Raw genomic sequence first — 24,276 nt, 5'->3', positions numbered from 1 at the left:
CCATGAATGGTCAACTGAGCAGCCCCCCGGGCGCCCCCGAGCAGCCGCTGCGCCTCGGCACCAGGCGCAGCGCCCTCGCCATGGCGCAGTCCGGCATGGTCGCGCGCGAGGTGAGCCGGGTCACCGGCCGCCCGGTGGAACTGGTGGAGATCACCACCTACGGCGACACCTCCCGCGAGGCGCTGGCGCAGATCGGCGGCACCGGCGTCTTCGTCTCGGCGCTGCGCGACGCCCTCCTGGAGGGCCGCATCGACCTCGCCGTGCACTCCCTGAAGGACCTCCCCACCGCCGCCCCGGCCGGCCTGCTGCTCGCGGCCGTGCCGGAGCGCGAGGACTCCCGCGACGCCCTCGTCGCCCGGGACGGCCTGACGCTCGGCGAACTCGTCGAGAAGCTCGCCGGCAGCGGCCGCACCGCCCGCGTCGGCACCGGCTCCCCGCGCCGGACGGCCCAGCTCAACGCCTGGGCCGCCGCCCGCGGCACCGCCCTGGAGACGGTCGCGATACGCGGCAACGTCGACACCCGGATCGGCTACGTCGCCTCCGGTGAGCTGGACGCGGTGGTCCTCGCCACCGCCGGCCTCAACCGGCTCGGCCGCGGCGCCGAGATCACCGAGCACCTCGACGCCGAGCTGATGGTCCCGGCCCCCGGCCAGGGCGCCCTCGCCGTCGAGTGCACGGACGCCGCGCTCGCCGCACAGCTCGCCGAGCTCGACCACCGGCCCACCCGGGCCGCGGTCGTCGCCGAACGCGCCCTGCTCGCCGCCCTGGAGGCCGGCTGCTCGGCGCCCGTCGCCGCGCTGGCCACCTGGGCCGGCACCGAACTGCGGCTGGAGGGCGTGGTCGGCACCACCGACGGCGCCACCCTGCTGAGAATGACCGCCACCGGCCCGCTCGTCCTGGACGGGACGGCCGAGGAGCAGGCGGCGGCCCTCGGCCGCGCGCTCGCTGCCCGGCTGCTCGACCAGGGGGCGGCCGGCCTGATGGGGGAGCGAAACCGATGAGCCCCACCGCCGCCACCAGCCCCTCCAACGGCCCGGCCCAGCCGTCCGGCCGCTGCACCTTCCTGGGAGCCGGCCCGGGCGACCCCGGTCTGCTCACCCTCCGCGCGGTCGACGTGCTGGCCTCCGCCGACGTGCTGATCGCCGACCCGCTCACCGCCGCCGCCGTCCGCGCGCACTGCCCGGCCGGCGTCCAGGTGCACAACCCCGCCGAGGAGGCGGGCCTCGACGTCGCCAAGCTCGTCGCGGACGCCGTCCGCGCCGGCAAGCACGTGGTGCGCACCGTCGACGGCGACCCCGGCCTGGACGGCTGCGCCGCCGAGGAGATGCTCGGCTGCGCGGGTGCGGCGATCGCCTTCGAGGTGATCCCGGGCGTCGCCCAGTCGGTCGGTGTCCCCGCCTACGCCGGTGTGCCGCTGCGCAGCAGCCAGGGCGCGGACGTGCGCTTCGTCGACGCGGCGGCGCTGCTCGGCGGCGCCGGTGTCGACCTGGGCGCGCTGGAGACCACCCTGGTCGTCCGCACCACCCTCGGCCAGCTGCCGGCGACCGCCAACGCGCTGGTCGCCAACGGCCGCAAGCCGGAGGCCGCGCTCTCCGCGACCCTGTCGGGCACCACCACCCGCCAGCGCACCTTCACCTCCACGCTGGCCGGCATCGCCGCCGACCTGAAGGCGGCCCGGGTGCTGCCCTCCCCGGTGTCGGCCCCGGTCGACCCGGCGACGCCGGTGATAGCCGTGGTGGGCGAGCAGGTCGCCCACCGCGCCTCGCACTCCTGGTTCGAGACCAAGCCGCTGTTCGGCTGGAACGTCCTCGTCCCGCGGACGAAGGAGCAGGCGCACGGCCTCTCCGACCAGCTGCGCGGCTACGGCGCCGTCCCGCAGGAGGTGCCGACCATCGCGGTGGAGCCCCCGCGCACCCCGCAGCAGATGGAGCGGGCGATCAAGGGCCTGGTGACCGGCCGCTACGAGTGGATCGCCTTCACCTCGGTCAACGCCGTCAAGGCCGTCCGGGAGAAGTTCGAGGAGTACGGCCTGGACGCCCGCGCCTTCGCCGGCATCAAGGTCGCGGCGGTCGGCGAGACCACCGCCCAGGCGCTGGTCGACTTCGGCGTGAAGCCCGACCTGGTGCCCTCCGGCGAGCAGTCCGCCGCCGGCCTGCTGGAGGACTGGCCGCCGTACGACCCGGTCTTCGACCCGATCGACCGGGTGCTGCTGCCGCGCGCCGACATCGCCACCGAGACGCTCGTGGCCGGCCTGGTCGAGCTCGGCTGGGAGGTCGACGACGTCACGGCGTACCGCACCGTGCGCGCCTCGCCGCCGCCGGCCGAGACCCGTGAGGCGATCAAGGGCGGTGGCTTCGACGCGGTCCTCTTCACCTCGTCGTCCACCGTGCGGAACCTGGTCGGCATCGCCGGCAAGCCGCACAACGTGACGGTGATCGCCTGCATCGGCCCGGCCACCGCCAAGACCGCCGAGGAGCACGGCCTGCGGGTCGACGTGATGGCGCCCGCGCCGTCCGCCGCCGCGCTGGCCCAGGCCCTCGCCGAATTCGGCGCCCGCCGCCGGGACACCGCGGTCGCCGCCGGCGAACCGGTCTACCGGCCGAGCGAGCGCCGCCCCGGGTCGCGCCGCAAGGCCGCCCGCTGAACCCCGCCGCCGGGGAGGCCCCGAGCCTCCCCGGCGGTTTCGTGTCGTGAGAGAGAAGCAGCAGTTGTCCGCCGAATTCCCGACCGTACGCCCGCGCCGCCTCCGCTCGACCCCGGCGATGCGCCGGCTGGTCGCCGAGACCCGCCTGCACCCGGCCGAACTGATCCTGCCCGCCTTCGTCCGCGAGGGCATCACCGAGCCGAAGCCGATCACCTCGATGCCGGGCGTCGTCCAGCACACCCGGGACACCCTGCGCCGGGCCGCCGTGGAGGCCGCCGAGGCCGGCCTCGGCGGCATCATGCTGTTCGGCGTCCCCGAGGTGCAGGACGCCGTCGGCAGCGAGGGCACCAACCCGGACGGCATCCTGCAGCAGGCCATCCGCGACGTGGTCGCCGAGGTCGGCGACCAGCTGATCGTGATGTCCGACCTCTGCCTGGACGAGTACACCGACCACGGCCACTGCGGCGTGCTCGCCGCGGACGGCTCGGTCGACAACGACGCCACCCTGGAGCGCTACGCCGAGATGGCCGTGGTGCAGGCCGACGCCGGCGTCCACCTGGTCGGGCCGTCCGGGATGATGGACGGTCAGATCGGCGTGGTCCGGCGGGCCCTGGACGAGGCCGGCCACCAGGACACCGGCATCCTCGCCTACACCGCCAAGTACGCCTCGGCCTTCTTCGGGCCGTTCCGCGAGGCGGTCGGCTCCTCGCTCAAGGGCGACCGCAAGGCGTACCAGCAGGACCCGGCGAACGCCCGCGAGTCGCTGCGCGAGCTGGAGCTGGACGTCGCCGAGGGCGCCGACCTGGTCATGGTGAAGCCGGCCATGGCCTACCTGGACGTGCTGCGGCAGATCGCCGACGCCTCCCCGGTGCCGGTCTCCGCGTACCAGGTCTCCGGCGAGTACGCGATGGTCGAGGCCGCAGCCGCCAACGGCTGGGTCGACCGCGAGCGGATGATCATGGAGACCCTCACCTCGATCCGCCGGGCCGGCGCCGAGCAGATCCTCACCTACTGGGCGGTCGAGGCCGCGGGGATGCTGCGCTAGGAGCTGCCCCCACGCGCCCCTTGCGGTGCACCCGAAGAGGCCGGGCCGAGGGATCTCCGCAGCCCGGCTTCCGGTGCCCGTACGGCCGGGTCAGCCGATGTGGGCCTCGCCGTCGGCGCCGCCGCCGATGGCCGTGCTGGTGGCCCAGCCCCACTCCTGGCCGATCACGGAGATGTTGCTGGTCTCGGCCCAGCCGTGGCCCTCGCCCGCGACGAACGGGTCGTCGGCGGTGGCGACCAGGTGGGCGCCGCCGCCCGCGTCCACGTGCGCCTGGGCGGGCGCCGCGACACCGGCCACGGCCAGGGCGCCGACGGCGGTCAGCAGGGCCTTGCCGAGCATGCTCTTCATGATGGAGGGGTCCTCTCTACGACGGTGATGCGGACTCAACTGATCACAACAAGCCGCCCCGGCCCGGCAACCACGCGCCCGGTACGACACACCGTCACCCGGACGCCCCGCCGGGACCGCCGTGCGGAGCGGTCCCGGCGGACGGCCGGGGAGGGGTGACCGCGGCCCGGCCGGTGGACGCCCGGCCGGGGAACGGCAACCGCCGGACCCGGAGGAGCGGCTCCCCCGGGCCCGGCGGCAGATCGGACCGGCAGGATCAGCCGATCAGGTGGGACACGCCGCCGTCGCCGCTGCCCACGGTGTTCTGGCCCACCACGCAGGTCTGCTGCGGCTGGTTGTTGAGGACCGGGACCTCGATCGGCACGGCGAGGCCGACGACCGCGCCGACCGCGATGTTGTGGACCTCGGGCAGGCAGAGGTTCGGGTTGTCCAGCGTGTGGTAGTTCGGGCTGTGGTCACCGGTGGTGCCGGTGGCGTTGGTGCCGCCGTTGCCCTGGATGGAGGTGGCAGCGCCGTCGGCGTCGCCGATCGCCATCGCGGGGGCGGCGGCCATGGCGACACCGGCGGCGGCGACGCCGGCGGCGGCGAGAGCCTTCTTGATCATTTCTGCGTTCCTTCGTGGGATCTTCGGTAGGGAGTGGAGCCTCGGTCCGGCGGGTGGCTCACGCCGTCCGTTCTGCGCCGGTGCGACCGGGGGAGCGGCCGTACCGGGAGGTGCGGGGGCGGGGCGCACGGCCCCGCGGGCGCAGCGGGCGGGCGTCAGCCGATCAGGTGGGAGACGCCGCCGTCGCCGCTGCCGAGGGTGCCCTGGCCGACCACGCAGGTCTGCTTGGGCTGGTTGTTGAGGGCGTCGACCTCGACCGGGACCGCCACGCCGAGCACGGCCACGCCGATGTTGTGGATCTCGGGGAGGCAGACGTTCGGGTTGTCGGCGAAGTGGAAGTTGGGGCTGTGGTTGCCCCAGGTGCCGGTGGCGTTGGTGCCGCCGTTGCCCTGGATCGAGCCGGCGGAGCCGTCCGCGTTGCCGATCGCGCCGGCCGGGGCCGCGGCGGTGGCGAGGGCGGCGGCCGCCAGGCCGAGGCCAGCGAAGGTCTTCTTCAGCATGGGAGATACCTCTCTGAAATGCTCGGGTGCGGCGGCTCAACGGCCGTGCCCGGTGTCGATGGGATCCGGTCGCGTCGCCGTCGAGCTGCGACATCCCATTCAAAGAATGACCGGCGGGAAAGTTACGCAGATTCTTCGCAGGCGTCTGATCGATCATCAGGCCGGCGGTATTCCGGTCCGACTATTAGCCCGTACCGGTTAACCGACGCAATCCCGCCGGTGGTCGGTCGTTGCGCAGATTGCTTTTCCGCAGGGCTCTTCCCGCGGAACCGCCCCGGTAGAACGCACTCGGACAGAACGGTGAATTGCATGAAGCTCTCCAAGCGGGCCACCGGCGCCCTGCTGCTCGCGGTCGGTGCCGGCGTCGTCTCCGCGCAGGGCGCGGCCGAGGCCCGGCCGATGACCCCCGGCGAGGTGGCGGCCGTCGAGAACGGCCTGGCGGGCCAGGAGGTGCCGTTCAACGTGCCGCTGCCGCTGCTCACCCAGACCGGAACGCTCTCCGGCGGGCTGCCCGCCTCGCCGCTGCAGCCGCCGGTGCCCGAGGAGCACCCGGGCGCCCAGCTCGTCCCGGACCGGATCGTCCCCGCGATCAACGCCGGCCGGGTCGGCCCGGCCGTCGACGCGGTGGTGCCGCTGCCCGCCGCCGACCGGAGCACCGAGCTCGGCCAGGCCGTCCTCAACGTGCCCGCCGCCCCGATCCGGACGGCCGGCCCGGCCCTGGAGCTCGGCCAGCCGCTGCGCTACGCGACCGACCACAGCGGCGAGTTCGCGGACGGCGCGCTCTCCTTCGGCGAGCTGGACCCGCAGCTGGTCACCGCGCCGGTGCAGGCGGTGCCCGGCGCCAAGGCCTCGCTCGGCGGCGACGACCAGCGGGTCTCGGTCACCGACACCGCCGGCAACCTGACCGCGGCCGCCACCGGGGCGCTCTCCTCCGACGTGCTGGCGCAGCCCGCGTTCTGATCCGCGCGCCGGAACGCCGGGAGCCCGGCACCCCCCGAGGGTGCCGGGCTCCCGCCGTGCCGCCGTGTCCGCGGACGGCCGCCGCTCAGCCGGGCAGCAGGCCGAGCGCCGGGCCGACCACCGGCAGGCTCTGCGGGCCGCCGCCCGCGCTCAGCGGCGAGGTCAGCGGCGCGGTGCCCACCGCCGGCACCCCGTTGTCGGGCTGGACGGCCACGCCGTTGTTCAGCACGTCCGCGGAGGACTGCGCCCACGGGTCGAGCCGCAGGTTCTTCACCGGGGCCACCGCGTAGCCGAGCGCACCGGTCGTGCCGCCGACCACCTGCCCGGTGTCGGGGGACTGCAACTGGGCGGTGGGCCGGGGCAGTCCGGCCGGGGCGGTCTGCTCGGCGGCAGCGGACGGGCCGGCCGCCGCGCCCACCGCGGCGGCCGCGCCGAGCGCGGCCAGCAGTCCGGTTCGGGCCGTCTTCAGCACCATGGGGATCCTTCTGTCGGTGGGATGGGTGGCCGCCGGCCGGTCCGCCGCGGCTACGCGAACTGCCCCCCGGCCGACGACCGGGGGGCAGACGCACGAGTCGTGCCGATCGCGGTGATCAGCAGTCCTCCTCCTTGACCTCCGGCGGCGCGTCCACGTTGGCGCAGGTGTTGCCGAACGCCGGGTTCAGCAGGCCGACCACGTTGACCGAGTTGCCGCAAACGTTCACCGGCACGTGCACCGGCACCTGGAGCAGGTTGCCGGACAGCACACCGGGCGAGCCCGCCGCGACGCCCTGAGCGCCGGAGCTGGCGCTGGCGGCGCCCGCGCCGCCGAGCACGATGCCGGCCGCGGCGGTGAGAACGGCGGCCTTCTTCACGTTCTGCATGGGAGTCGATCTCCTAATCACACACGGGGGAGGGTGCGCCGCACCCGGCGGGGCCGGGTGCGGCGCGGACACGGCGTCAGCCGACGGCTGGTCAGCCGGCGTTGGCGCAGGAGTTGCCGAACGCCGGGTTCAGGGCGCCGATCACGTTGACGGTGTTGCCGCACAGGTTGACCGGGACGTGCACCGGGACCTGGAGCAGGTTGCCGGACAGCACACCGGGGGAGCCGGTGGCGACGCCCTCGGCGCCGGAGCTGGCGGCGGCGACGCCGGCGCCGGAGGCGACCAGGCCGACGGCGGCGACGGTGAGGACGGTGGCCTTCTTGAACGTGCGCATGGGATTGTCCTTAGGTTCGTGCCCGGATTTCCTGATGGAGGCCGGGCGCCAGGCGAATCGGAATCATCGCCCGACATTTCCTGGATGCTCCGTGATTGTCACCCCCGCGGCTCAACTGGCGCGTGTCGCCCGTGGCTTGGGCGAGCCGTCGGCCGCATGCGGTCGTGTGCGCCGCCACCGGTTCCCGCACGGCCGGGAATCCGGTGGCACCGCGGCGCCGCCAGGAGGCGCCTCGCGGCTGCTCCTGGGAGTCCTGGGGCCGGCCCGCGGGCCGGCGGGGGCCGGCCGGAGGCGGCCCGGGGTCAGATGTTGGCGCAGGCGTTGCCGAACGCGGGGTTCAGCAGGCCGATCACGTTGACGGTGTTGCCGCAGACGTTGACCGGGACGTGCACCGGGACCTGGAGCAGGTTGCCGGACAGCACACCGGGGGAGCCGGTGGCGACGCCCTCGGCCGTCGCGCCCGAGGCGGACGCGGTGGCCGCGCCGCCGAACAGCATGGCGGCCGCGGCCGCGGTGCCGAGCGCGCCGTAGGCGATCTTGCGCATGGTGCAGTCTCTTTCTGTTCGCGAGTCCCGCGCCTGGCGTGCCGCGGGCCGTGGGGCGCCGCGGGCCCGCCCGGGCGGGAGGGGCCGGCCGGACCGGGATCCCCGGGCCGGACCGGTCGAGCCGGTACGCAGGGAAGAACGACCGCGGCCGCCGGGGGAAACGGGCTGATCCCACGATCACCCGAATGCCTTCACTACTACGTCCGGGTGAATGTGCCGGTCTGTTCGGTACCGCGCCGATCAGGCCTCGTTGGGCCCGGTGCACGCCCCGTGCCCTTCCGTGCGGAGCCCGAGCGGTCCACCCGAGCGGCCCATGGAAGACCTGAACTACGAGGAGACTCATATGAGCGTCAAGAAGGCCGCCGCTGTCGGCGCCGCCGTTGTGGGCATCGTCGCTGCCGGTGCCGGCACCGCCATGGCGAGCGCCGGCGCCGAGGGCGTCGCGGCCGGTTCCCCGGGTGTCGCCTCGGGCAACAACATCCAGGTTCCGGTGCACGTGCCGGTCAACCTGTGCGGCAACTCGATCGACGTCATCGGCCTGCTGAACCCGGCGTTCGGCAACTCCTGCGCGAACGTCGGCTGACCGGGTCCCACGCCCGACGGCCGGTCCGCCGGCCGGGTCCGCACGCACCGGGCCGCCGCCCGCGCCCCTTCCTCCTGGGGCCGGGCGGCGGCCCGTTCCGTCGTGCGCCGAGGCTTGTTGGACGAGGTGTCAGTTCCTAATATATGAGCCAGGCTCATATTCTCGACCCCGTACCGGAGTTCCGCGCCCGGCCCCCCACGGCCGCGCCGCGGGACCGCGCACCGCCAGCACGCACCAGCGTCAGCACGCACCATCGGCACCACGCACCGCTCCACCGCCCGGCCCCCGCCGTGCGGCCCCCACCCCCACAGGAGTCACGCGTGAGAAGCTCACCCCTGCCCGGCCTCCGCAGACACCGCACCACCGGACTTCCGGCCGCCGCCCTGCTCGCCGCCGTCCTCTGCCTCGCCGGCCTGCCGGCCGCCGCCCCCGCCCGGGCCGCCGACGGCACCGGCGCCCGCCCCGCCGCGATCGTCGCCCTCGGCGACAGCGCCATCTCCGGCGAGGGCGCCGGCACCGACACCGGCGACGACTACGTGCCCGGCACCGACACCCCCGGCGACTACTGCCACCGCTCCAGCAGGTCGGAGATCTTCCTCACCGGACTCCCCGACCTCGTCCCGCTCGACCTCGCCTGCTCCGGCGCACAGACCGGCGACCTGGTCAGCGACCCCGAGCTGGCGAAGATCACCGGACCGGGCAGCGGCGACTTCGGCGAGCCCAAGCAGGACGTCCAACTCGCCGACGCCGCCGCCGAGTACGACGTGAAGATGGTGGTCGTCACGATCGGCGCCAACGACGACTTCGACTTCAGCGGCATCATGCTCGCCTGCCTCGGCCAGTACTTCCCGGTGCCCAAGTCGCAGGGCTGCCGGGACACCATCGGCACCGCCGAGATCGCCGCCCGCGCCGAGCGGGTCAAGCCCAAGGTCGCCGCCGCGCTGACGAACGTCCGGGCCACCATGCGCCGGGCCGGCTACGCCGACTCCTCCTACCAGCTGGTCTACCAGTCGTACTTCACGCCGATCACGCCCGACATCCGGCGCAACGACTACCTCGGCAAGATCGCGGACGGCTGCCCGGCCTTCCCCGAGGACCTCGCCTGGGGCCACAACCTGGTCGTCCCGGCCTTCAGCGACGCGCTGCGCGAGGCGGCCGGCCGGGTGCCCGGCGTGCGCTACCTCGACCAGCGGCGGGTCAGCTACGGCCACGAGGTCTGCGCCCGCTGGACGAGCTCGCCGTACGAGTACACCAACGGCGACGTCATCGACGTCTCCGAGCGCACCCGCAACGGCTGCGACCAGGAGATCGGGATCCCCGGGGTGTGCATGAACATGGTCCGGCAGTCGTACCACCTGCGGGTGGCCGGCTACCGCGGCGAGGCCGCCTGCCTCGCCCAGTTCTACCGCCGGCCCGCGCTCGACCAGGCCTACTGCTCGCTCGACCGGACGAACACCACCTCGATCGCCCCGCTGACCGCCGGACAGCCCTTCCCGGACACCCCCGAGGACGGCTCCTGGTACCGGCTCACCGACGCGGCCACCGGCCAGGCCCTCGACATCGCCGGCGGCGGCACCTACGGCGACGCCACCGACGGGCGGGCCGCCATCACCTACCGGCCGACCGGTGGCCTCAACCAGTCCTTCCTGCTGCGCGCGGCGGCCGGCGGCAGCTTCGAACTCGCCTCCACCGCCAACACGTCCATGTGTCTGGACGCCACCGGCGGCTCCACCGCCCCCGGCACCCGGCTCGTCCAGTGGCACTGCCACGGCGGCGGCAACCAGCACTGGCTGCTGCTGCCCACCGCGGACGGCCGCTACCGGATCGCCGACTCCCAGGACCGCACCGAGCTCGTCACCGCCACCACCACCCTCGACCCCCAGGGCAACCGCATCCTCGCCCTCGCCCAGGACACCGGCACCCCCGACCAACTCTGGCGCCTCGACAAGCTCGGCATCTCCTACCTGCCCAACTGACCACCCCCGGCGGGCGGGGCACCGCGGTGTCCCGCCCGCCGGAGCCCGGTTCAACCTTCGTCCGCGTTCCACGCGAGCGGTAGCGGAGAACCGCACGGCGCACAGTGGAAGTCGTCCTCGCGCACCACGTTGAGCTCCCGGCAGGACGGGCGGCGGCGGAACACGAACACCGGGTCGAAGCGGTCCGGCGGCGTCAGCCCCAGCGCCGCCACGGCCGCCGCCACCGCGGGGAAGCACCTGCCACCAGGGGCGTAGCCGGTGGACTGGTTGGTGAGCGAGGAGACCTCCCAACCGCCGCCCGGGCCACGGACGAAGGCGATCTCGCCCGCCGCCAGGACGGGTCGGCCGCCCGCGCAGGCCACGTGCTCGCTGCGCCGCGGTGCGAGCAGCAGCACGCCCCGCTCGTCCACCACGAAGGTGACGGGCTCGCGCAACTCGTCCGGTTCGCGGCCGCCCAGCCAGTCGGCGAGGTCCTCCGTCGTCCGGACGGGCACCCCGGGCGGTGCGGTCCGGGCCTTCAGCGCGATGTCCGGCGGTCCGACGTACCGGTAGGGCCTGGTCATGCCCGGCACGGTAGGCGCGGCCGGGGCGTCGTGCACGCGGAAATCCGGTGGTCGGGTTCGTGCGGGGTGCCTAGGCTGCGGCGCACCACCGGTGCGGCAGGGCGGGGAGCATGCTTTCGACCACGACGGTACGGGCCGTCAATTCGTTGACCGAGCGCTGGGCGCGGGGCGTTCCGACGGCCGGGGGCACGGTGTTCACCGCGGCCGGGCTGTGGCCGCTGCTGGCCGCGCTCGCCTCCGGGGCGGACGGGGCCGCGGGCAAGGAGCTGGCCGACGCGCTCGGGGTGCCGGCCGCGTCGGCTGCCGAGCGGGCCCGTGAACTGCTGGACGCTCTGGGCCGGTTGCCCGGGGTGGCTGCAGCGGTCGGGCTGTGGACGGCGCCCGCGCTGCGGGTCTCCCCGGAGTGGACGGCCGGCCTCCCGGCCCACCTCCACCAGCCGCTCACCGGCCCGGAGACCCAGCCGCAGCTGGACGCCTGGGCGGCCCGCCACACGAACGGGCAGATCGAGGAGTTCCCGCTCCGGGTCCAGCCGGACACGATCCTCCTGCTGGCCTCGGCGCTCGCCGTCCGCACCGACTGGATCCGCCCGTTCAAGGCGGGCGTGCTGTGCCCCGGGACGGGCCCGTGGGCCGACCGGGAGTTCGAAGGCCTCTACCGCCGTACCTCGTTGCTGGACCGGGTCGCCGTGGTCGGGACGCCCGCCGGGCCGGTCTCCGAGCTGCGGGTCCTGGGGGCCGGCGGGATCGACGTCCACCTGCTCGTCGGCGAGGAGAACGCCCGCCCGGGCGAGGTGCTCGGCGGTGGGCTCGGCATCCTCGCGGGCCGGCACCGCCGGGTGACGGGGGATCTGTTGCCGTACGGCGAGGCGGGTCCCGGGGTCCGGGTCCGCGCCGTCCGCAGCGAGGTTCCGCGGCATCAACTGATGGCGGAGGTCGCCCGGTTCACGGTGTCGGCCGAGCACGATCTGCTGGCGGACGCCGACCGCTTCGGGCTCGGCACGGTCTCCCGGCACGAGCCGGACGGCAGCGGCCATCTCCCGGGGATCTGTGCGGATCCGCCGCTCGAAGTCCGGGCGGCCGCGCAGTCGGCGACGGCGACCTTCGGCGCGCTGGGCTTCCGCGCCGCGGCGGTCACCGCACTGGGGGTGGCCGTGGGCAGTGCGCCGGCGCCACCGCCGTACCGGGTCCGCCGGGTGGAGTTCACCACGGACCGTCCCTTCGGCTTCCTCGCCGTGCACCGCACCTCCCGGCTGGTGCTGGCGGCGGGCTGGGTGGAGCAGCCGGACCCGTACGAGCCCGAGGAGGAGGAGTGGGACGAGGAGGAGGACGAGGAGGCGTGGTGACCTGGGCGGACCTCAGCGCCGGGGCCAGGGCGGAGGTGGACGCCCGACTGGCCCGCAGGCAGGTCATCCATGCGATCAAGGCCGTCCGCGACGACTTCGACAACAGCCCCGGCCGGGAGCGCCCCGGGCTCCGCGCCGCCGTGGACCTGGTCGAGGCCCGTCGGCAGCTGCTCGGCATCCCGGTGTCCTGAGAGGGCCGGACATGCGACAGGGGTGTCAACCGGCGGTTGACACCCCTGGACTGTCAACCTAAGGTTGACGCATGGTGAATCCGGTCCAGTTGACGCATCCCGTCCGCCTCGACGACCTCATCGAGGCCATCAAGCAGGTCCACACCGGCGCGCTCGACCAGCTCGCCGACGCCGTCCTCGCCGCCGAGCACCTCGGCGAGATCGCGGACCACCTCATCGGCCACTTCGTGGACCAGGCCCGGCGCTCCGGCGCCTCCTGGACCGACATCGGCACGAGCATGGGCGTCACCCGGCAGGCCGCGCAGAAGCGCTTCGTGCCGAAGGATCCGGGCGGGCCCTCCGACCTGGACCCGAGCCAGGGCTTCGGCCGCTTCACCCCGCGGGCCCGCAACACCGTGGCGGCCGCCCACGACGAGGCCCGCGCCGCCGGCAACGCCGAGGTCACCCCGGAGCACCTGGTGCTCGGCCTGCTCGCCGAGCCGGACGGTCTCGCCGTCCGGGCGCTCGCCGCCCAGGGGGTCACTCCGGAGGCCGTCCGCGAGGCGGCCGTGGCGGCCCTCCCGCCGGCGGCGGACGAGCGGCCCGAGCTCGTCCCGTACGACGCGCGGGCGCGCAAGGCGCTGGAGTTGACCTTCCGTCAGGCCCTGCGGCTGGGCCACAACTACATCGGCACCGAGCACATCCTCTTCGCCCTGCTGGAGCTGGAGGACGGCGAGGGCCCGCTCTCCGGGCTCGGCGTCGACCGCGCGGCCGCGGAGTCGCTGATCGCCGAGGCGCTCGCCGCCTTCACCGCCGCCCGGCCGCCGGCCGAGGAGTAGGACCGGCCACGCAGTACCGGCCGCCCGCAGGGGGCGTGCGGAGGCGTCACCCGGCTGCCGGGAGCCTTCGCGCGCCCCCTCTGTCGCGTGCCGACGCACTGCGGGTGCTCACGGGGCGGCACGCCGAGGGACGCCCGGACCCGCCCGGGCCGGGCTCCGGCCCCGGATCCGGGGCCTACGGCCAGACCAGGCAGTACAGCTGGTGGCCGGCGTCGTGCAGGCGGTTGGCGAAGTCCTGCCACTCGTGCAGCATCTGGTAGATCACGAAGGCGTCGCGCGGGCCGCGCCGGTCCGGCACGGTCGACCAGATGAAGGCGGCGGCGCCGAGCTGGGTCTCGTCCGCCTTGCGCAGCGGCTCGACCACGTTGTGCGGCAGCTGCACGACCGCGTAGTCGGGGTGCAGCACGACCAGCTCCAGCGGCGGGACCTGGTGCAGCGGAACGCCCTGGATGCCGGTGAGCACCATCGCGCTCATCGTCTCGGGCTTGATCTTGGTGGAGAGGTGGCCGTTGAGCGAGCCGCTCGTCTCCATCAGGTCGCCGAGCCGGCCCAGCGCGCCGAGCTCCCCGGCGTCCAGGCCGAGACCGCCGGGGCCCAGCGCGGTGGGGACCCTCGCCGCGGTGGCACGGTCGGGTGCGCCGAAGTACTTGTAGGTGACTCCCACGCGTCCCTCGCCCCGCCTTCCCCTGCCGCCTGTACCCGTACCCCCGCCGTGCGCGGCCTCCGCGGAGGGACGGGTGCCACCCGCGGCCTCCTCGAAGCCGTCCTGCGCCTCGGACACTCGGACCATCCTCACCGGAATTCGCCGGAATCGACAGACCCCCACACGCCCGGTGTCCCTCCGAACGTGCCACTTACCCGTCTCGTGCCGCCGTACACACCGCGAACCGCAGCGTCCGTGACCGCGTCGCCGCGGTCCGCCGGGCCGGTTCGAACGGTCGCCCCCGGCGTCCGTCGGCCCGATCCGGGACGTGCGCCCCGCTGTGCCCAGGACTCCCGGCCCGCCGGCCGGACTCCTTCGCGACGGTCGCACGGACAACCGTACAGTCCGAACCCCCTGCCGAGGCAGCAGCACACGGATCATCGTTCCAGATGATCGGGTCCGGCATGCGGAGAGCAAGGACACGATTTGAGAGCATGTTCAGGTGACCAACCCCGTGAGCAACCCCGAGAGCGGGTCCGATGGCGACCCGCGGACCAGTCCCCCGAGCTATCCGTACGAGGCTCCGCAGTCCCGGTCGCTGTTCGAGCGCGCCTCCGTCGTCACCCCGGGTGGCGTGAACTCGCCAGTCCGGGCCTTCCGGGCGGTCGGCGGAACCCCCCGCTTCATGGTGTCCGGCAGCGGCCCCTACCTGACCGACGCCGACGGCCGCGAGTACGTCGACCTGGTCTGCTCCTGGGGCCCGATGATCCTCGGCCACGCGCACCCGGCGGTGATCGAGGCGGTGCAGCGGGCGGTCGTCCGCGGCACCTCCTTCGGCACCCCCGGCGAGGGCGAGGTCGAGCTGGCCGAGGAGATCACCGCGCGGGTGGCACCGGTCGAGCAGGTCCGCCTGGTCTCCAGCGGCACCGAGGCGACCATGTCGGCGATCCGGCTCGCGCGCGGCTTCACCGGCCGTTCGAAGGTCGTGAAGTTCGCCGGCTGCTACCACGGCCACGTGGACGCGCTGCTGGCCGCCGCCGGCTCCGGCGTGGCCACCTTCGCCCTGCCGGACACCCCCGGTGTCACCGGCGCCCAGGCCGGCGACACCATCGTGCTGCCGTACAACGACCTGGAGGCCGTCCGGCAGGCCTTCGCCGCGCACCCCGGCGAGATCGCCTGCGTGATCACCGAGGCCTCGCCCGGCAACATGGGCGTCGTCCCGCCGCTGCCCGGCTTCAACCGGGGCCTGGCCGAGCTCTGCCGGGCCGACGGCGCGCTGTTCGTCTCGGACGAGGTGATGACCGGCTTCCGCGTCTCCAAGGCCGGCTGGTACGGCCTGGAGGCCGCGCACGAGGGCTGGGCGCCGGACCTGCTGACCTTCGGCAAGGTCATGGGCGGCGGCTTCCCGGCCGCGGCCTTCGGCGGCCGCGCCGACGTCATGGCGCACCTGGCCCCGGCCGGCCCGGTCTACCAGGCCGGCACGCTCTCCGGGAACCCGGTCGCCACCGCGGCGGGCCTCGCCCAGCTGCGCAACTGCACCGACGAGGTGTACGCCGCCGTCGACCGGGTCGCCGAGCAGGTCTCCGGCCTGGTCGCCGAGGCGCTCGCCAAGGAGGGCGTGGCGCACCGGCTGCAGAAGGCCGGGAGCATGTTCTCGGTGTTCTTCACCGAGGAGCAGGTCACCGACTACGACGCGGCCCGCCGCCAGCAGGCGTTCCGCTTCAACTCCTTCTTCCACTCGATGCTGTCCCAGGGCGTCTACCTGCCGCCCTCGGCCTTCGAGTCCTGGTTCGTCTCGTCGTCCCACGACGAGCGGGCGATCGAGCGGATCGCCGCCGCCCTGCCCGCGGCCGCCCGGGCCGCCGCCGAGGCCACCGAGGAGGCCGCGTGAGCGAGACCACCGTCGTCCACCTGATGCGCCACGGAGAGGTGCACAACCCGGAGGGCATCCTCTACGGGCGCCTCCCCGGCTACCACCTCTCCGAGCTCGGCCGGCAGATGGCCGACCGGGTCGCCGAGCACCTCGCGGACCGGGACATCACCCACGTGGTGGCCTCGCCGCTGGAGCGCGCCCAGGAGACGGCCGAGCCGATCGGCAAGGCGCACGGCCTGGAGGTGGCCGTCGACGAGCGGCTGATCGAGGCGGACAACATCTTCCAGGGCAAGACCTTCGGCGTCGGCGACGGCTCGCTGAAGAACCCCGGCCACTGGAAGTACCTGACCAACCCGTTCAAGCCGTCCTGGGGCGAGCCGTACATCGAGCAGGTCGTGCGGATGATGGGCGCGCTCGCCGCGGCCCGGGACGCCGCGCGCGGGCACGAGGCGGTCTGCGTCAGCCACCAGCTGCCGATCTGGATCGTCCGCTCGTTCGCCGAGCGCCGGCGGCTGTGGCACGACCCGCGCAACCGGCAGTGCTCGCTGGCATCGCTGACCAGCTTCACCTACGAGGGCGACCGGATCGTCTCGATCGGCTACCGCGAGCCGGCCCGGGACCTGCTGCCGGCCCACCTGGTGGGCAAGGGCGGCAAGTCCAAGCCGGTCGGCAAGAGCTTCGGCGCCTGACGCGCAGGCGCTCTCCCGGAGGCCCTCTCGCGGAGGCCTTCCGCAGGGGCGCCCGCGCATTCCCGAGTGACCGCCGACACAGCGGTGAAATGCCTGGGATAAGCGGATCATAAGTGCAGAAAGTGCAGGTCAGAGGGGGTTCGACCCGTAACGTCGGACCCCCTCAAACCTGCCCAAAGTCCCATGCGAAACTTTTCACATGTCTGGGACGACCCGCCGCCGCACCCGCCTGGCCGCCACGCTCGGTGCCGCCGCCGCGCTCGCACTGACCGCCTGCAGCTCCGGCACCTCCGACGGCGGGGGGCAGGCCGGCTTCATCACCGGCAAGGCCGGCATCGCCACCGCCGCCCCCGGCTCCCGGACGCCCGCGCCCGCGATCGACGGCAAGACCCTGGACGGCAAGCCGGTCGCGCTCGCCGACTACAGGGGCAAGGTCGTCGTCCTCAACGTCTGGGGCTCCTGGTGCGGCCCGTGCCGCGCCGAGGGCAAGAACCTCCAGGAGGTCGCCCAGAAGTACCGGGACAAGGGCGTCCAGTTCCTCGGCATCAACACCCGGGACGTCGACCCGGCCAACGCGATCCGGTTCGAGCAGCAGACCGGCATCACCTACCCGAGCCTGTACGACCCGGACGGCACCCAGATCCTGCGCTTCCCCAAGGGCAGCCTGAACCCGCAGTCCATCCCGACCACCATCGTGGTCGACCGGGAGGGCGGGCTCGCCGCCCGCGCGATGCGCGCCCTGTCCACCGAGGACCTGGAGAAGATGATCACCCCGGTCCTCGCGGAGCAGAAGTGAACGCGCTCGCGGCCTTCGGCACCAACGAGACGGTCTTCAGCGGGGCCCTCGTCCTCGCCCTGCCGATCGCCCTCGCCGCCGGGCTGCTCTCCTTCTTCTCACCCTGCGTGCTGCCGCTCGTCCCCGGCTACCTCAGCTACGTCACCGGCTTCTCCGCCGTCGACCTCGCCGACGCCAAGGGGGCGCGCCGCGGGCGCATGCTGCTCGGCGCACTGCTGTTCGTGCTCGGCTTCACCGCCGTGTTCGTCTCCACCGGCGCGCTCTTCGGCTTCTTCGGCAACACCCTCCAGCAGTACCAGCGCACCATCAACATCGTGCTGGGCGCGCTGACCGTCCTCATGGGCCTCGCCTTCATGGGGCTGCTGCCCGGCTTCACCAACCGCGAGGTGCGCACCCACCGCCGCCCGGCGATCGGGCTGGCCGGCGCCCCGCTGCTGGGCCTGGTCTTCGGCGTGGGCTGGACGCCCTGCATCGGCCCGACGCTCTCGTCGATCCTCAACCTCTCGGCCGCCCAGGCCAGCGCCGGGCGCGGCGCGCTGCTGATGACGGTGTACTGCGCCGGGCTCGGCGTACCGTTCATCCTTGCCGCGCTCGCCTTCCGCAAGGCGCTCGGGGCGTTCGGCTGGGTCAAGCAGCACTACCAGTGGGTGATGCGGATCGGCGGCGGCATGCTCGTCGCGGTCGGCCTGCTCCTGGTCACCGGCGTGTGGGACGTCCTGATCGACCACATGCGGCAACTCAGCGGCGACACCACGATCGGAATCTGACCGTGAGCGACACCAGGACCGTGACCACCGACGGCGGCGAGGCCGACGTCGAGCGCCTCAGCACCGCCCCCGAGGAGGCGGAGGCCCCGGTGGGCCTCGGCGTGCTCGGCTGGGTCCGCTGGACGTGGCGCCAGCTCACCTCGATGCGGGTCGCGCTGATCCTGCTCTTCCTGCTCTCGCTGGCGGCGATCCCCGGCTCGCTGATCCCGCAGAACAGCCAGAACGCCTTCAAGGTGCAGACCTGGAAGGCCGCCCACCGGGGCATCACCCCGCTCTACGAGAAGCTCCAGCTGTTCGACGTCTACAGCTCGGTCTGGTTCTCGGCGATCTACATCCTGCTGTTCGTCTCGCTGGCCGGCTGCATCGTCCCGCGCACCTGGCAGTTCGTCGGCGTGCTGCGCGCCCGGCCGCCGGCCGCCCCGCGCAACCTGACCCGGATGCCGGTCTACGCCGCCTGGCGGACCGACGCCGATCCCGAGGCGGTCAACGCGGCCGCGCACCGGCTGCTGCGCAGGCGCCGCTTCCGGGCCACCTCCGCCGGCGGCGCGGTCGCCGCGGAGAAGGGCTACCTGCGGGAGGTCGGCAACCTGCTCTTCCACTTCTCGCTGTTCGCCCTGCTGGCGGGCTTCGCCTGGGCCAGCCTGGGCAGCGGCCAGGGCGGCAAGCTGATGATCGAGGGCCAGGGGTTCGCCAACACCACCACCCAGTACGACGACTTCACCGGCTCCGCCTTCTACACCGTCGACGACCTGGACGCCTTCGGCTTCAAGCTGGACGGCTTCACCGCCCGCTACCAGACCTCCGGCGAGCAGATCGGCAGCGCCCGCCAGTTCACCGCGCACATCCGGTACTGGACGGGCACCGACGACAAGAAGCTGACCAAGGGCGACATCGAGGTCAACCACCCGCTGGAGATCGGCAGCTCCAAGGTCTTCCTGATCGGCCACGGCTACGCGCCGGTCGTCACCGTGAAGAACGCCGAGGGCGAGGTCGTCTACAAGGGCCCCACGCCCTTCCTGCCGCAGGACAGCAACCTCACCTCCACCGGCGTGATCAAGGTCAGCGACTACGGCAAGAAGGACGGCAAGGACGTCGACCTGGGCTTCAACGGGTACTTCCTGCCGACCGCGCCGGTGAACTTCGAGAAGACCGGCCCGATCTCGCTCTTCCCGGACGCCGCCGAGCCGATGCTGGTGCTCACCGCCTTCGCCGGTGACCTCGGCACCGACTCCGGCCTGCCGCAGAACGTCTACCAGCTCGACACCGGCCACATGACCCAGCTGAAGCAGGACGGCGACATCGCCCGCGTCAAGCTCAAGCCCGGCCAGGGCTGGGAGCTGCCGGACGGCTACGGCACCGTCACCTTCGACGGCTACCAGCAGTGGGCCAGCTTCAACGTCTCCCACCGCCCGGGCAACGCGGTCGCGCTCGCCGGCGCGGTCTGCGCGATCCTCGGCCTGATCGGCTCGCTGTTCGTGCAGCGCCGCCGGATCTGGGTCCGCGCCACCGCATCCCCGGACGGCAGCACGCTGGTCGAGCTGGCCGGCCTCGCCCGCAGCGAGTCCGCCCGCACGGCCGAGGAGCTCGCCGAGTTCGCCGTCGACCTCCAGGACGACGCCCCGGCCCTCGACGAGCCCGACCCGGACACCGCGACGGACGGGCCCGACCCCGCGACGGACGGGCCGGAGCCCGCCGCCGTCCCCGCACCGGCAACCCCCGCAGACCCGGACTCCAAGGAGTAGACGGTGAATCTCGCCTCGGTCGACCCTCATCTGGCCGACCTCTCCAACAAGCTGATCTACTCGGCGATGGCCGTGTACACCCTGGCGATGTTCGCCCACCTCTTCGAGTGGACGTTCGGCAGCAAGGGCGCGATCGCCGTCCGCTCCGCCGAGCAGTCCGGCGGACTGGCCGCGACCCTGGCCGCCGAGGAGTCCAAGTCCGCCGCCCGCAAGGTCACCGTCACGGTGGCCACCGCGGACGGGGGCACCACCACGCTCACCCGCACCGCCCTCGCCGACGCCGGCGCCACCGTGGTCACCAGCGGCCGCGGCGACGGCTCGGCGGCCGACGGCCCCGGCGCCGCGGGCACCAGCGAGCGGGGCGACCTGGCGGGCCGGATCGCCGTCTCGCTGACCGTCCTCGGCGTCCTGCTGCACGCCGGCGGCGTGCTCACCCGCGGCCTGTCGGTGATGCGCTGGCCGTGGGGCAACATGTACGAGTTCTCCTGCGCCTTCGGGCTCACCATGATGCTCGCCTACCTGGGCCTGCTGGTGGCGGGCAAGAAGGTCCGCTGGCTGGGCCTGCCGGTGGTGCTGGCCGTGCTGCTGACCCTGGGCGTCGCCGTCTCGGTGCTCTACACCGACTCCGAGCAGCTCGTGCCGGCGCTGCACTCGTACTGGCTGGGCATCCACGTCTCCACCGCGATCATCTGCGGCGGCGCGCTGTACGCGGCCTTCGTGGCCACCGTGCTGTACCTCGGCAAGGACTCGTACGAGCGCCGGGTCGAGGCCGGCCTGCCCGGCGGCCCGCTGCGCATCCCGGTCTCGGTCTGGGAGCGGCTGCCCGCCGCGTCGACCCTCGACAAGCTCTCGTACCGGATCAACGCCCTGGTCTTCCCGCTCTGGACGTTCACCATCATCGCCGGCGCGATCTGGGCCGAGGCGGCCTGGGGCAAGTACTGGGAGTGGGACCCGAAGGAGACCTGGTCCTTCATCACCTGGGTCGCCTACGCCGCGTACCTGCACGCCCGGGCCACCGCGGGGTGGAGGGGCCGAAAGGCGGCCTATCTGGCCCTGTTGGCGTTCGCCTGCTGGCTGTTCAACTACTACGGCGTCAACATCTTCGTCACCGGCAAGCACTCGTACGCCGGCGTCTGAGAGGCCGCCCGCGGGCGGCGGCCGGCCACCGGCCGCCGCCCCGGGTGGTGCCGTTCCACCGAAGAAACCGTGAGGGATCGCCCGTCCGGTCGTTGACCAGGACGTCCAGTCAGCCGCGAGGAGGGGCCGCCATGGAGAGCGACGAGGTCATGCTGACCGTCCGGATCACCGCTGCGGAGAGAGCACTGCTCCGCCGGCTGGCCCAGGGCCATCGCAGCGACGTCTCCGAGGTCGTCGCGGACGGTCTGCTGGACATCCTGCCGACCCTGCACTGCGCCCAGGACGCCTACCGCCTGGTGGCCGCCCTGCGGGCGCCCGCGCCGTGCGCGCAGACCGTCTGGCTGCCGACCGACCTGGCCGACCTGCTCGGCCCGGCGGCGGGCCGGATCGCCCAGACCACCGGGGTGCGCCTCGGCTCCTCGTGCGTCGTGCTCGGGGCCGCCGTCCGGCTCTGGCTGGGCCAGGACCCGCAGCTGCTCGCCGAGCACCTGTCGACCATGCACGAGGGCCGTCCGGCCGCCCTCGCGGCCGCGTAGCGCGTCGGTGAACGACCCGGGCCCCGCACGGTGACCGTGCGGGGCCCGGGTGCGTGTCAGGCGGCCTGCTGCCAGCTGACCGGCGAGTAGTACGCCGGGCGGCGCTCCAGGCGCTGCCAGCTGGCGATCGGCTCGACCGTCGGGGCGGCGGCCTGCTGGGCGGTGGCGGCCCGGGCGAGCAGCACCGCGGTCAGGGCGGCCAGCTCCTCGGCGTTCAGCGAGCCGCGGACGATGCGGACAAGGGGTTCGGCGGAAGCGCTCATGGTCCTTGTTTCTCCCCCATGGTGAAGTCTGACGGGTTCCGATCGGCGTAAGAACCGGTTACATCGGAGGGTTGCCGTGCTTGCGGCTCGGCAGGTCGGCGTGCTTGGTGCGGAGCATGGCGAGCGAGGCGGCGAGCACCTGGCGGGTCTCCGCGGGGTCGATGACGTCGTCCACGAGGCCGCGCTCGGCCGCGTAGTACGGGTGCATCAGCTCGCTCTTGTACTCCTTGATCTTCTGGGCCCGCATCGCCTCCGGGTCCTCGGCCGCGGCGATGTCGCGGCGGAAGATCACGTTGGCGGCGCCCTCGGCGCCCATCACGGCGATCTCGTTGGTCGGCCAGGCGAACGACAGGTCCGCGCCGATGGAGCGGGAGTCCATGACGATGTAGGCGCCGCCGTAGGCCTTGCGCAGGATCAGCGAGATCCGCGGCACGGTGGCGTTGCAGTAGGCGTAGAGCAGCTTCGCGCCGTGCCGGATGATGCCGCCGTGCTCCTGGTCGACACCGGGCAGGAAGCCGGGGACGTCGAGCAGGGTGACGATCGGGATGTTGAAGGCGTCGCACATCTGGACGAAGCGCGCGGCCTTCTCGGAGGCGTTGATGTCGAGCACGCCGGCCAGCGACTGCGGCTGGTTGGCGATCAGGCCGACCACGTGCCCGTCGATCCGGGCCAGGGCCACGATGACGTTGGTCGCCCAGCGCTCGTGGACCTCCAGGTACTCGCCGTGGTCGACGACCTCCTCGATGACCTTGCGCATGTCGTACGGGCGGTTGCCGTCCGCGGGCACCAGGTCGAGCAGGCTCTCGTTGCGGCGCTCCACCGGGTCGTCGGTGGAGCTGGCCGGCGGCATCTCGCGGTTGTTCTGCGGCAGCAGCGAGAGGAGGTAGCGGACCTCCTCGATGCAGGACTGCTCGTCGTCGTAGACGAAGTGCGAGACGCCGGAGACCGAGGAGTGCACGTCGGCGCCGCCGAGGCCGTTCTGGGTGATCTTCTCGCCGGTCACGGCCTGGACGACGTCCGGGCCGGTGATGAACATCTGCGAGGTCTCCCGGACCATGAACACGAAGTCCGTGAGTGCGGGGGAGTAGGCGGCGCCGCCGGCGCAGGGGCCGAGCATGACCGAGATCTGCGGGATCACGCCCGAGGCCTTGGTGTTGCGCTGGAAGATGCCGCCGTAGCCGGCGAGGGCGGTGACGCCCTCCTGGATGCGGGCGCCGGCGCCGTCGTTCAGCGACACCAGCGGCGCACCGGCCGCGATGGCCATGTCCATGATCTTGTGGATCTTCTGCGCGTGGGCCTCGCCCAGCGCGCCGCCGAAGATCCGGAAGTCGTGCGCGTAGACGAAGACCGTCCGGCCGTGCACGGTGCCCCAGCCGACCACCACACCGTCGGTGTGCGGCTTCTTCGCCTCCAGGCCGAAGCCCTGGGCGCGGTGCCGGCGCAGCGGCTCCACCTCGCGGAAGGAGCCCTCGTCGAGCAGCAGGTCGATCCGCTCGCGGGCGGTCAGCTTGCCCTTGGCGTGCTGGGCCTCGGTGGCCTTCTCGCTGGGACCCCGCCGGACCTGCTCCCGGAGCTCGTGCAGCTCGGCCACCCGCCCGCGCGCGTCGGCCGGGATCGCGGGGACCTCTCCGCCGACCGGCGCATCGTGCAGAACCGTCATCTCGAACCACTCCAAGTGTGAGGGAACTGTCCCGGCAGGCGGCCTGCGGTACGCGGCTGCTGCTCCGGCGAACACTTCTTCACCTACGACACTACGAGGGAGGGCCGCCGCCGCTCGGCGTCGATTCCGTACAAGGTCGGGCCCCAGAAGCTGTACAGGGCACACAGTGGGTCACACCGCGCCGACCGTTCCGGGGGGTGCGGCCGGGGGGTCCGCAGGGCCCGTCACAGGGGGTGGCCGGACCCTCGATCGTCCAGGTCAGGACGGGTGCCGGGGAGCGTTCGCGCACGGCTCGCCCCCGGTCCGCGGGGCGGGCCGGGGGCGTGCGGTTCCTACGGCGCGCGGCGGCCGTCGGGCTCCCGGATGGTAGGGAAGCGCCAAATTCGGTTCAGCCGCGCGGATCGTCCTCCGGCTCGTCCTTTCGGCGCAGTTCCTCCTCGCGCCGGCGGAGGTCGGACTCCCACTGCTTGAGCATGTCCTCGTGCCGCGCGTTGTCCTTCTTCAACGAGGCCAGGAACTCCGGGTTGTCGTCCGGGGCCACGTAGCGCTCCGCGGGCCGCTCGTACTCGGGGAAGCCCGCCGTGGGGCCGGCCGGCCAGGGCACGGCCCGGCCGCGGGACCGCGCGCGGTTGCGCCCGGCCACCAGCCAGGCGATCGACCCGACCAGCGGGAAGAGCAGCACGATGATCACCCAGGCGACCTTGGGGAGGTAGCGGACCTCCTCCTCCGGCGTGGTCAGGCAGTCGATGAACGCCCACACCCAGAGCGCGAGCAGAAGCAGCGGCGGCACAACTCTCAACACGGCGTCGGTCTCCCCCGGAACGGCGAACAGGGCCCCTCTTGGCGGGGCCAGGTT

At 73.5% G+C, this 24,276-nt stretch carries 28 protein-coding genes; 16 read left to right on the top strand and 12 right to left on the bottom strand.

The annotated features are described in order from the left end of the window. The first annotated feature begins 2 nt into the window (after positions 1–2). The 3 genes from hemC to hemB are packed head-to-tail and all read left to right on the top strand — an operon-like array spanning position 3 to position 3,689. Positions 3–1,001, top strand: a complete 999-nt coding sequence (gene hemC, locus AB0442_RS00905; protein ID WP_363540575.1) for a hydroxymethylbilane synthase — start codon at positions 3–5, stop codon at positions 999–1,001. Beyond that, positions 998–2,644: a bifunctional uroporphyrinogen-III C-methyltransferase/uroporphyrinogen-III synthase gene (locus AB0442_RS00900; protein WP_366159823.1), complete on the top strand. Its 1,647-nt coding sequence runs from the start codon at positions 998–1,000 to the stop codon at positions 2,642–2,644. The genes hemC and AB0442_RS00900 overlap by 4 nt, the downstream gene beginning before the upstream one ends. A gap of 46 nt (positions 2,645–2,690) precedes the next feature. After that, positions 2,691–3,689 carry a porphobilinogen synthase gene (gene hemB, locus AB0442_RS00895; RefSeq protein ID WP_359978109.1) on the top strand — a complete coding sequence of 333 codons (999 nt, stop codon included), beginning with the start codon at positions 2,691–2,693 and terminating at the stop codon, positions 3,687–3,689. Positions 3,690–3,779: 90 nt separating this feature from the next. Here hemB and AB0442_RS00890 read toward each other — a convergent pair whose 3' ends face one another. The 3 genes from AB0442_RS00890 to AB0442_RS00880 form a co-directional block, all read right to left on the bottom strand. Continuing rightward, complete coding sequence (locus tag AB0442_RS00890; protein ID WP_344621361.1) at positions 3,780–4,037, bottom strand: hypothetical protein; 258 nt, start codon at positions 4,035–4,037, stop codon at positions 3,780–3,782. A gap of 256 nt (positions 4,038–4,293) precedes the next feature. After that, a complete protein-coding gene (locus AB0442_RS00885; protein ID WP_030267856.1) occupies positions 4,294–4,641 on the bottom strand; it encodes a hypothetical protein in 348 nt (115 codons plus the stop codon). 155 nt (positions 4,642–4,796) lie between these two features. Then, the gene (locus AB0442_RS00880) at positions 4,797–5,141 is read right to left on the bottom strand and encodes a rodlet layer protein (RefSeq protein WP_263104826.1); all 345 of its coding nucleotides are present in this window, start codon (positions 5,139–5,141) and stop codon (positions 4,797–4,799) included. A gap of 309 nt (positions 5,142–5,450) precedes the next feature. Between AB0442_RS00880 and AB0442_RS00875 the strand changes: the two genes are divergently transcribed. Then, positions 5,451–6,101, top strand: coding sequence for a hypothetical protein (locus tag AB0442_RS00875; protein WP_366159822.1), 651 nt, complete (start codon positions 5,451–5,453; stop codon positions 6,099–6,101). 85 nt (positions 6,102–6,186) lie between these two features. Here the strand turns inward: AB0442_RS00875 and AB0442_RS00870 are convergent, their stop codons facing one another. From AB0442_RS00870 to AB0442_RS00855, 4 genes are all read right to left on the bottom strand, one after another. Continuing rightward, the gene (locus tag AB0442_RS00870) at positions 6,187–6,576 is read right to left on the bottom strand and encodes a hypothetical protein (protein WP_366159821.1); all 390 of its coding nucleotides are present in this window, start codon (positions 6,574–6,576) and stop codon (positions 6,187–6,189) included. Positions 6,577–6,691: 115 nt separating this feature from the next. Next, on the bottom strand, positions 6,692–6,961 hold the full coding sequence (locus tag AB0442_RS00865) for a chaplin (RefSeq protein WP_344621364.1): 270 nt from the start codon (positions 6,959–6,961) through the stop codon (positions 6,692–6,694). 91 nt (positions 6,962–7,052) lie between these two features. Beyond that, positions 7,053–7,295, bottom strand: coding sequence for a chaplin (locus AB0442_RS00860; protein ID WP_366159820.1), 243 nt, complete (start codon positions 7,293–7,295; stop codon positions 7,053–7,055). A 302-nt stretch (positions 7,296–7,597) separates the two neighbouring features. Continuing rightward, the gene (locus tag AB0442_RS00855; RefSeq protein ID WP_363540545.1) at positions 7,598–7,840 is read right to left on the bottom strand and encodes a chaplin; all 243 of its coding nucleotides are present in this window, start codon (positions 7,838–7,840) and stop codon (positions 7,598–7,600) included. A 343-nt stretch (positions 7,841–8,183) separates the two neighbouring features. Between AB0442_RS00855 and AB0442_RS00850 the strand changes: the two genes are divergently transcribed. Then, on the top strand, positions 8,184–8,423 hold the full coding sequence (locus AB0442_RS00850; RefSeq protein WP_263108057.1) for a chaplin: 240 nt from the start codon (positions 8,184–8,186) through the stop codon (positions 8,421–8,423). A 320-nt stretch (positions 8,424–8,743) separates the two neighbouring features. Continuing rightward, entirely contained in the window at positions 8,744–10,399 is a 1,656-nt protein-coding gene (locus AB0442_RS00845; RefSeq protein WP_366159819.1) for an RICIN domain-containing protein, read from the top strand. Between the two features lie 50 nt (positions 10,400–10,449). Here AB0442_RS00845 and AB0442_RS00840 read toward each other — a convergent pair whose 3' ends face one another. Beyond that, the gene (locus tag AB0442_RS00840; RefSeq protein ID WP_366159818.1) at positions 10,450–10,962 is read right to left on the bottom strand and encodes a hypothetical protein; all 513 of its coding nucleotides are present in this window, start codon (positions 10,960–10,962) and stop codon (positions 10,450–10,452) included. Positions 10,963–11,072: 110 nt separating this feature from the next. Here AB0442_RS00840 and AB0442_RS00835 point away from each other — a divergent pair, with 110 nt between their 5' ends. From AB0442_RS00835 to AB0442_RS00825, 3 genes are all read left to right on the top strand, one after another. Next, positions 11,073–12,305 (top strand): serpin family protein, encoded by a 1,233-nt coding sequence (locus AB0442_RS00835; RefSeq protein ID WP_366159817.1) that lies wholly within the window; start codon positions 11,073–11,075, stop codon positions 12,303–12,305. Beyond that, positions 12,302–12,496, top strand: coding sequence for a hypothetical protein (locus tag AB0442_RS00830; RefSeq protein WP_366159816.1), 195 nt, complete (start codon positions 12,302–12,304; stop codon positions 12,494–12,496). The genes AB0442_RS00835 and AB0442_RS00830 overlap by 4 nt, the downstream gene beginning before the upstream one ends. A 71-nt stretch (positions 12,497–12,567) precedes the next feature. Next, on the top strand, positions 12,568–13,314 hold the full coding sequence (locus AB0442_RS00825) for a Clp protease N-terminal domain-containing protein (protein WP_366159815.1): 747 nt from the start codon (positions 12,568–12,570) through the stop codon (positions 13,312–13,314). A gap of 175 nt (positions 13,315–13,489) precedes the next feature. Here the strand turns inward: AB0442_RS00825 and AB0442_RS00820 are convergent, their stop codons facing one another. Continuing rightward, positions 13,490–13,978 carry a hypothetical protein gene (locus tag AB0442_RS00820; protein WP_030267869.1) on the bottom strand — a complete coding sequence of 163 codons (489 nt, stop codon included), beginning with the start codon at positions 13,976–13,978 and terminating at the stop codon, positions 13,490–13,492. Between the two features lie 493 nt (positions 13,979–14,471). Here AB0442_RS00820 and hemL point away from each other — a divergent pair, with 493 nt between their 5' ends. The 7 genes from hemL (at position 14,472) to AB0442_RS00785 (ending at position 21,497) form a co-directional block, all read left to right on the top strand. Next, the gene (gene hemL / locus AB0442_RS00815; protein WP_366159917.1) at positions 14,472–15,848 is read left to right on the top strand and encodes a glutamate-1-semialdehyde 2,1-aminomutase; all 1,377 of its coding nucleotides are present in this window, start codon (positions 14,472–14,474) and stop codon (positions 15,846–15,848) included. Positions 15,849–15,871: 23 nt separating this feature from the next. After that, positions 15,872–16,519 (top strand): histidine phosphatase family protein, encoded by a 648-nt coding sequence (locus AB0442_RS00810; protein ID WP_344621516.1) that lies wholly within the window; start codon positions 15,872–15,874, stop codon positions 16,517–16,519. Positions 16,520–16,718: 199 nt separating this feature from the next. Beyond that, on the top strand, positions 16,719–17,315 hold the full coding sequence (locus tag AB0442_RS00805) for a TlpA disulfide reductase family protein (RefSeq protein WP_366159814.1): 597 nt from the start codon (positions 16,719–16,721) through the stop codon (positions 17,313–17,315). Next, on the top strand, positions 17,312–18,082 hold the full coding sequence (locus AB0442_RS00800) for a cytochrome c biogenesis protein CcdA (protein ID WP_366159813.1): 771 nt from the start codon (positions 17,312–17,314) through the stop codon (positions 18,080–18,082). Before AB0442_RS00805 ends, AB0442_RS00800 begins: the two co-directional genes overlap by 4 nt. A 2-nt stretch (positions 18,083–18,084) precedes the next feature. Further along, positions 18,085–19,824: a cytochrome c biogenesis protein ResB gene (locus AB0442_RS00795; RefSeq protein ID WP_366159812.1), complete on the top strand. Its 1,740-nt coding sequence runs from the start codon at positions 18,085–18,087 to the stop codon at positions 19,822–19,824. Positions 19,825–19,827: 3 nt separating this feature from the next. Further along, a complete protein-coding gene (gene ccsB, locus AB0442_RS00790) occupies positions 19,828–20,961 on the top strand; it encodes a c-type cytochrome biogenesis protein CcsB (RefSeq protein WP_363540537.1) in 1,134 nt (377 codons plus the stop codon). A gap of 131 nt (positions 20,962–21,092) precedes the next feature. Further along, a complete protein-coding gene (locus AB0442_RS00785) occupies positions 21,093–21,497 on the top strand; it encodes a hypothetical protein (protein WP_366159811.1) in 405 nt (134 codons plus the stop codon). Positions 21,498–21,553: 56 nt separating this feature from the next. Here the strand turns inward: AB0442_RS00785 and AB0442_RS00780 are convergent, their stop codons facing one another. The 3 genes from AB0442_RS00780 to AB0442_RS00770 all read right to left on the bottom strand — a co-directional run bounded on the left by AB0442_RS00780 (position 21,554) and on the right by AB0442_RS00770 (position 24,222). Further along, positions 21,554–21,760 (bottom strand): acyl-CoA carboxylase epsilon subunit, encoded by a 207-nt coding sequence (locus tag AB0442_RS00780; RefSeq protein ID WP_363540536.1) that lies wholly within the window; start codon positions 21,758–21,760, stop codon positions 21,554–21,556. A 58-nt stretch (positions 21,761–21,818) separates the two neighbouring features. Then, positions 21,819–23,420 carry an acyl-CoA carboxylase subunit beta gene (locus tag AB0442_RS00775; protein WP_366159810.1) on the bottom strand — a complete coding sequence of 534 codons (1,602 nt, stop codon included), beginning with the start codon at positions 23,418–23,420 and terminating at the stop codon, positions 21,819–21,821. Positions 23,421–23,808: 388 nt separating this feature from the next. Next, positions 23,809–24,222 carry a PLD nuclease N-terminal domain-containing protein gene (locus tag AB0442_RS00770; protein WP_344621379.1) on the bottom strand — a complete coding sequence of 138 codons (414 nt, stop codon included), beginning with the start codon at positions 24,220–24,222 and terminating at the stop codon, positions 23,809–23,811. Positions 24,223–24,276 lie beyond the last annotated feature (54 nt).

It is taken from the genome of Kitasatospora sp. NPDC085895, assembly GCF_040702125.1.
GTDB classification, from domain to species: Bacteria; Actinomycetota; Actinomycetes; order Streptomycetales; family Streptomycetaceae; genus Kitasatospora; species Kitasatospora arboriphila.
Note: the sequence above shows the minus strand (reverse complement) of the source record. Positions and strands in the feature narration are given on the sequence as shown.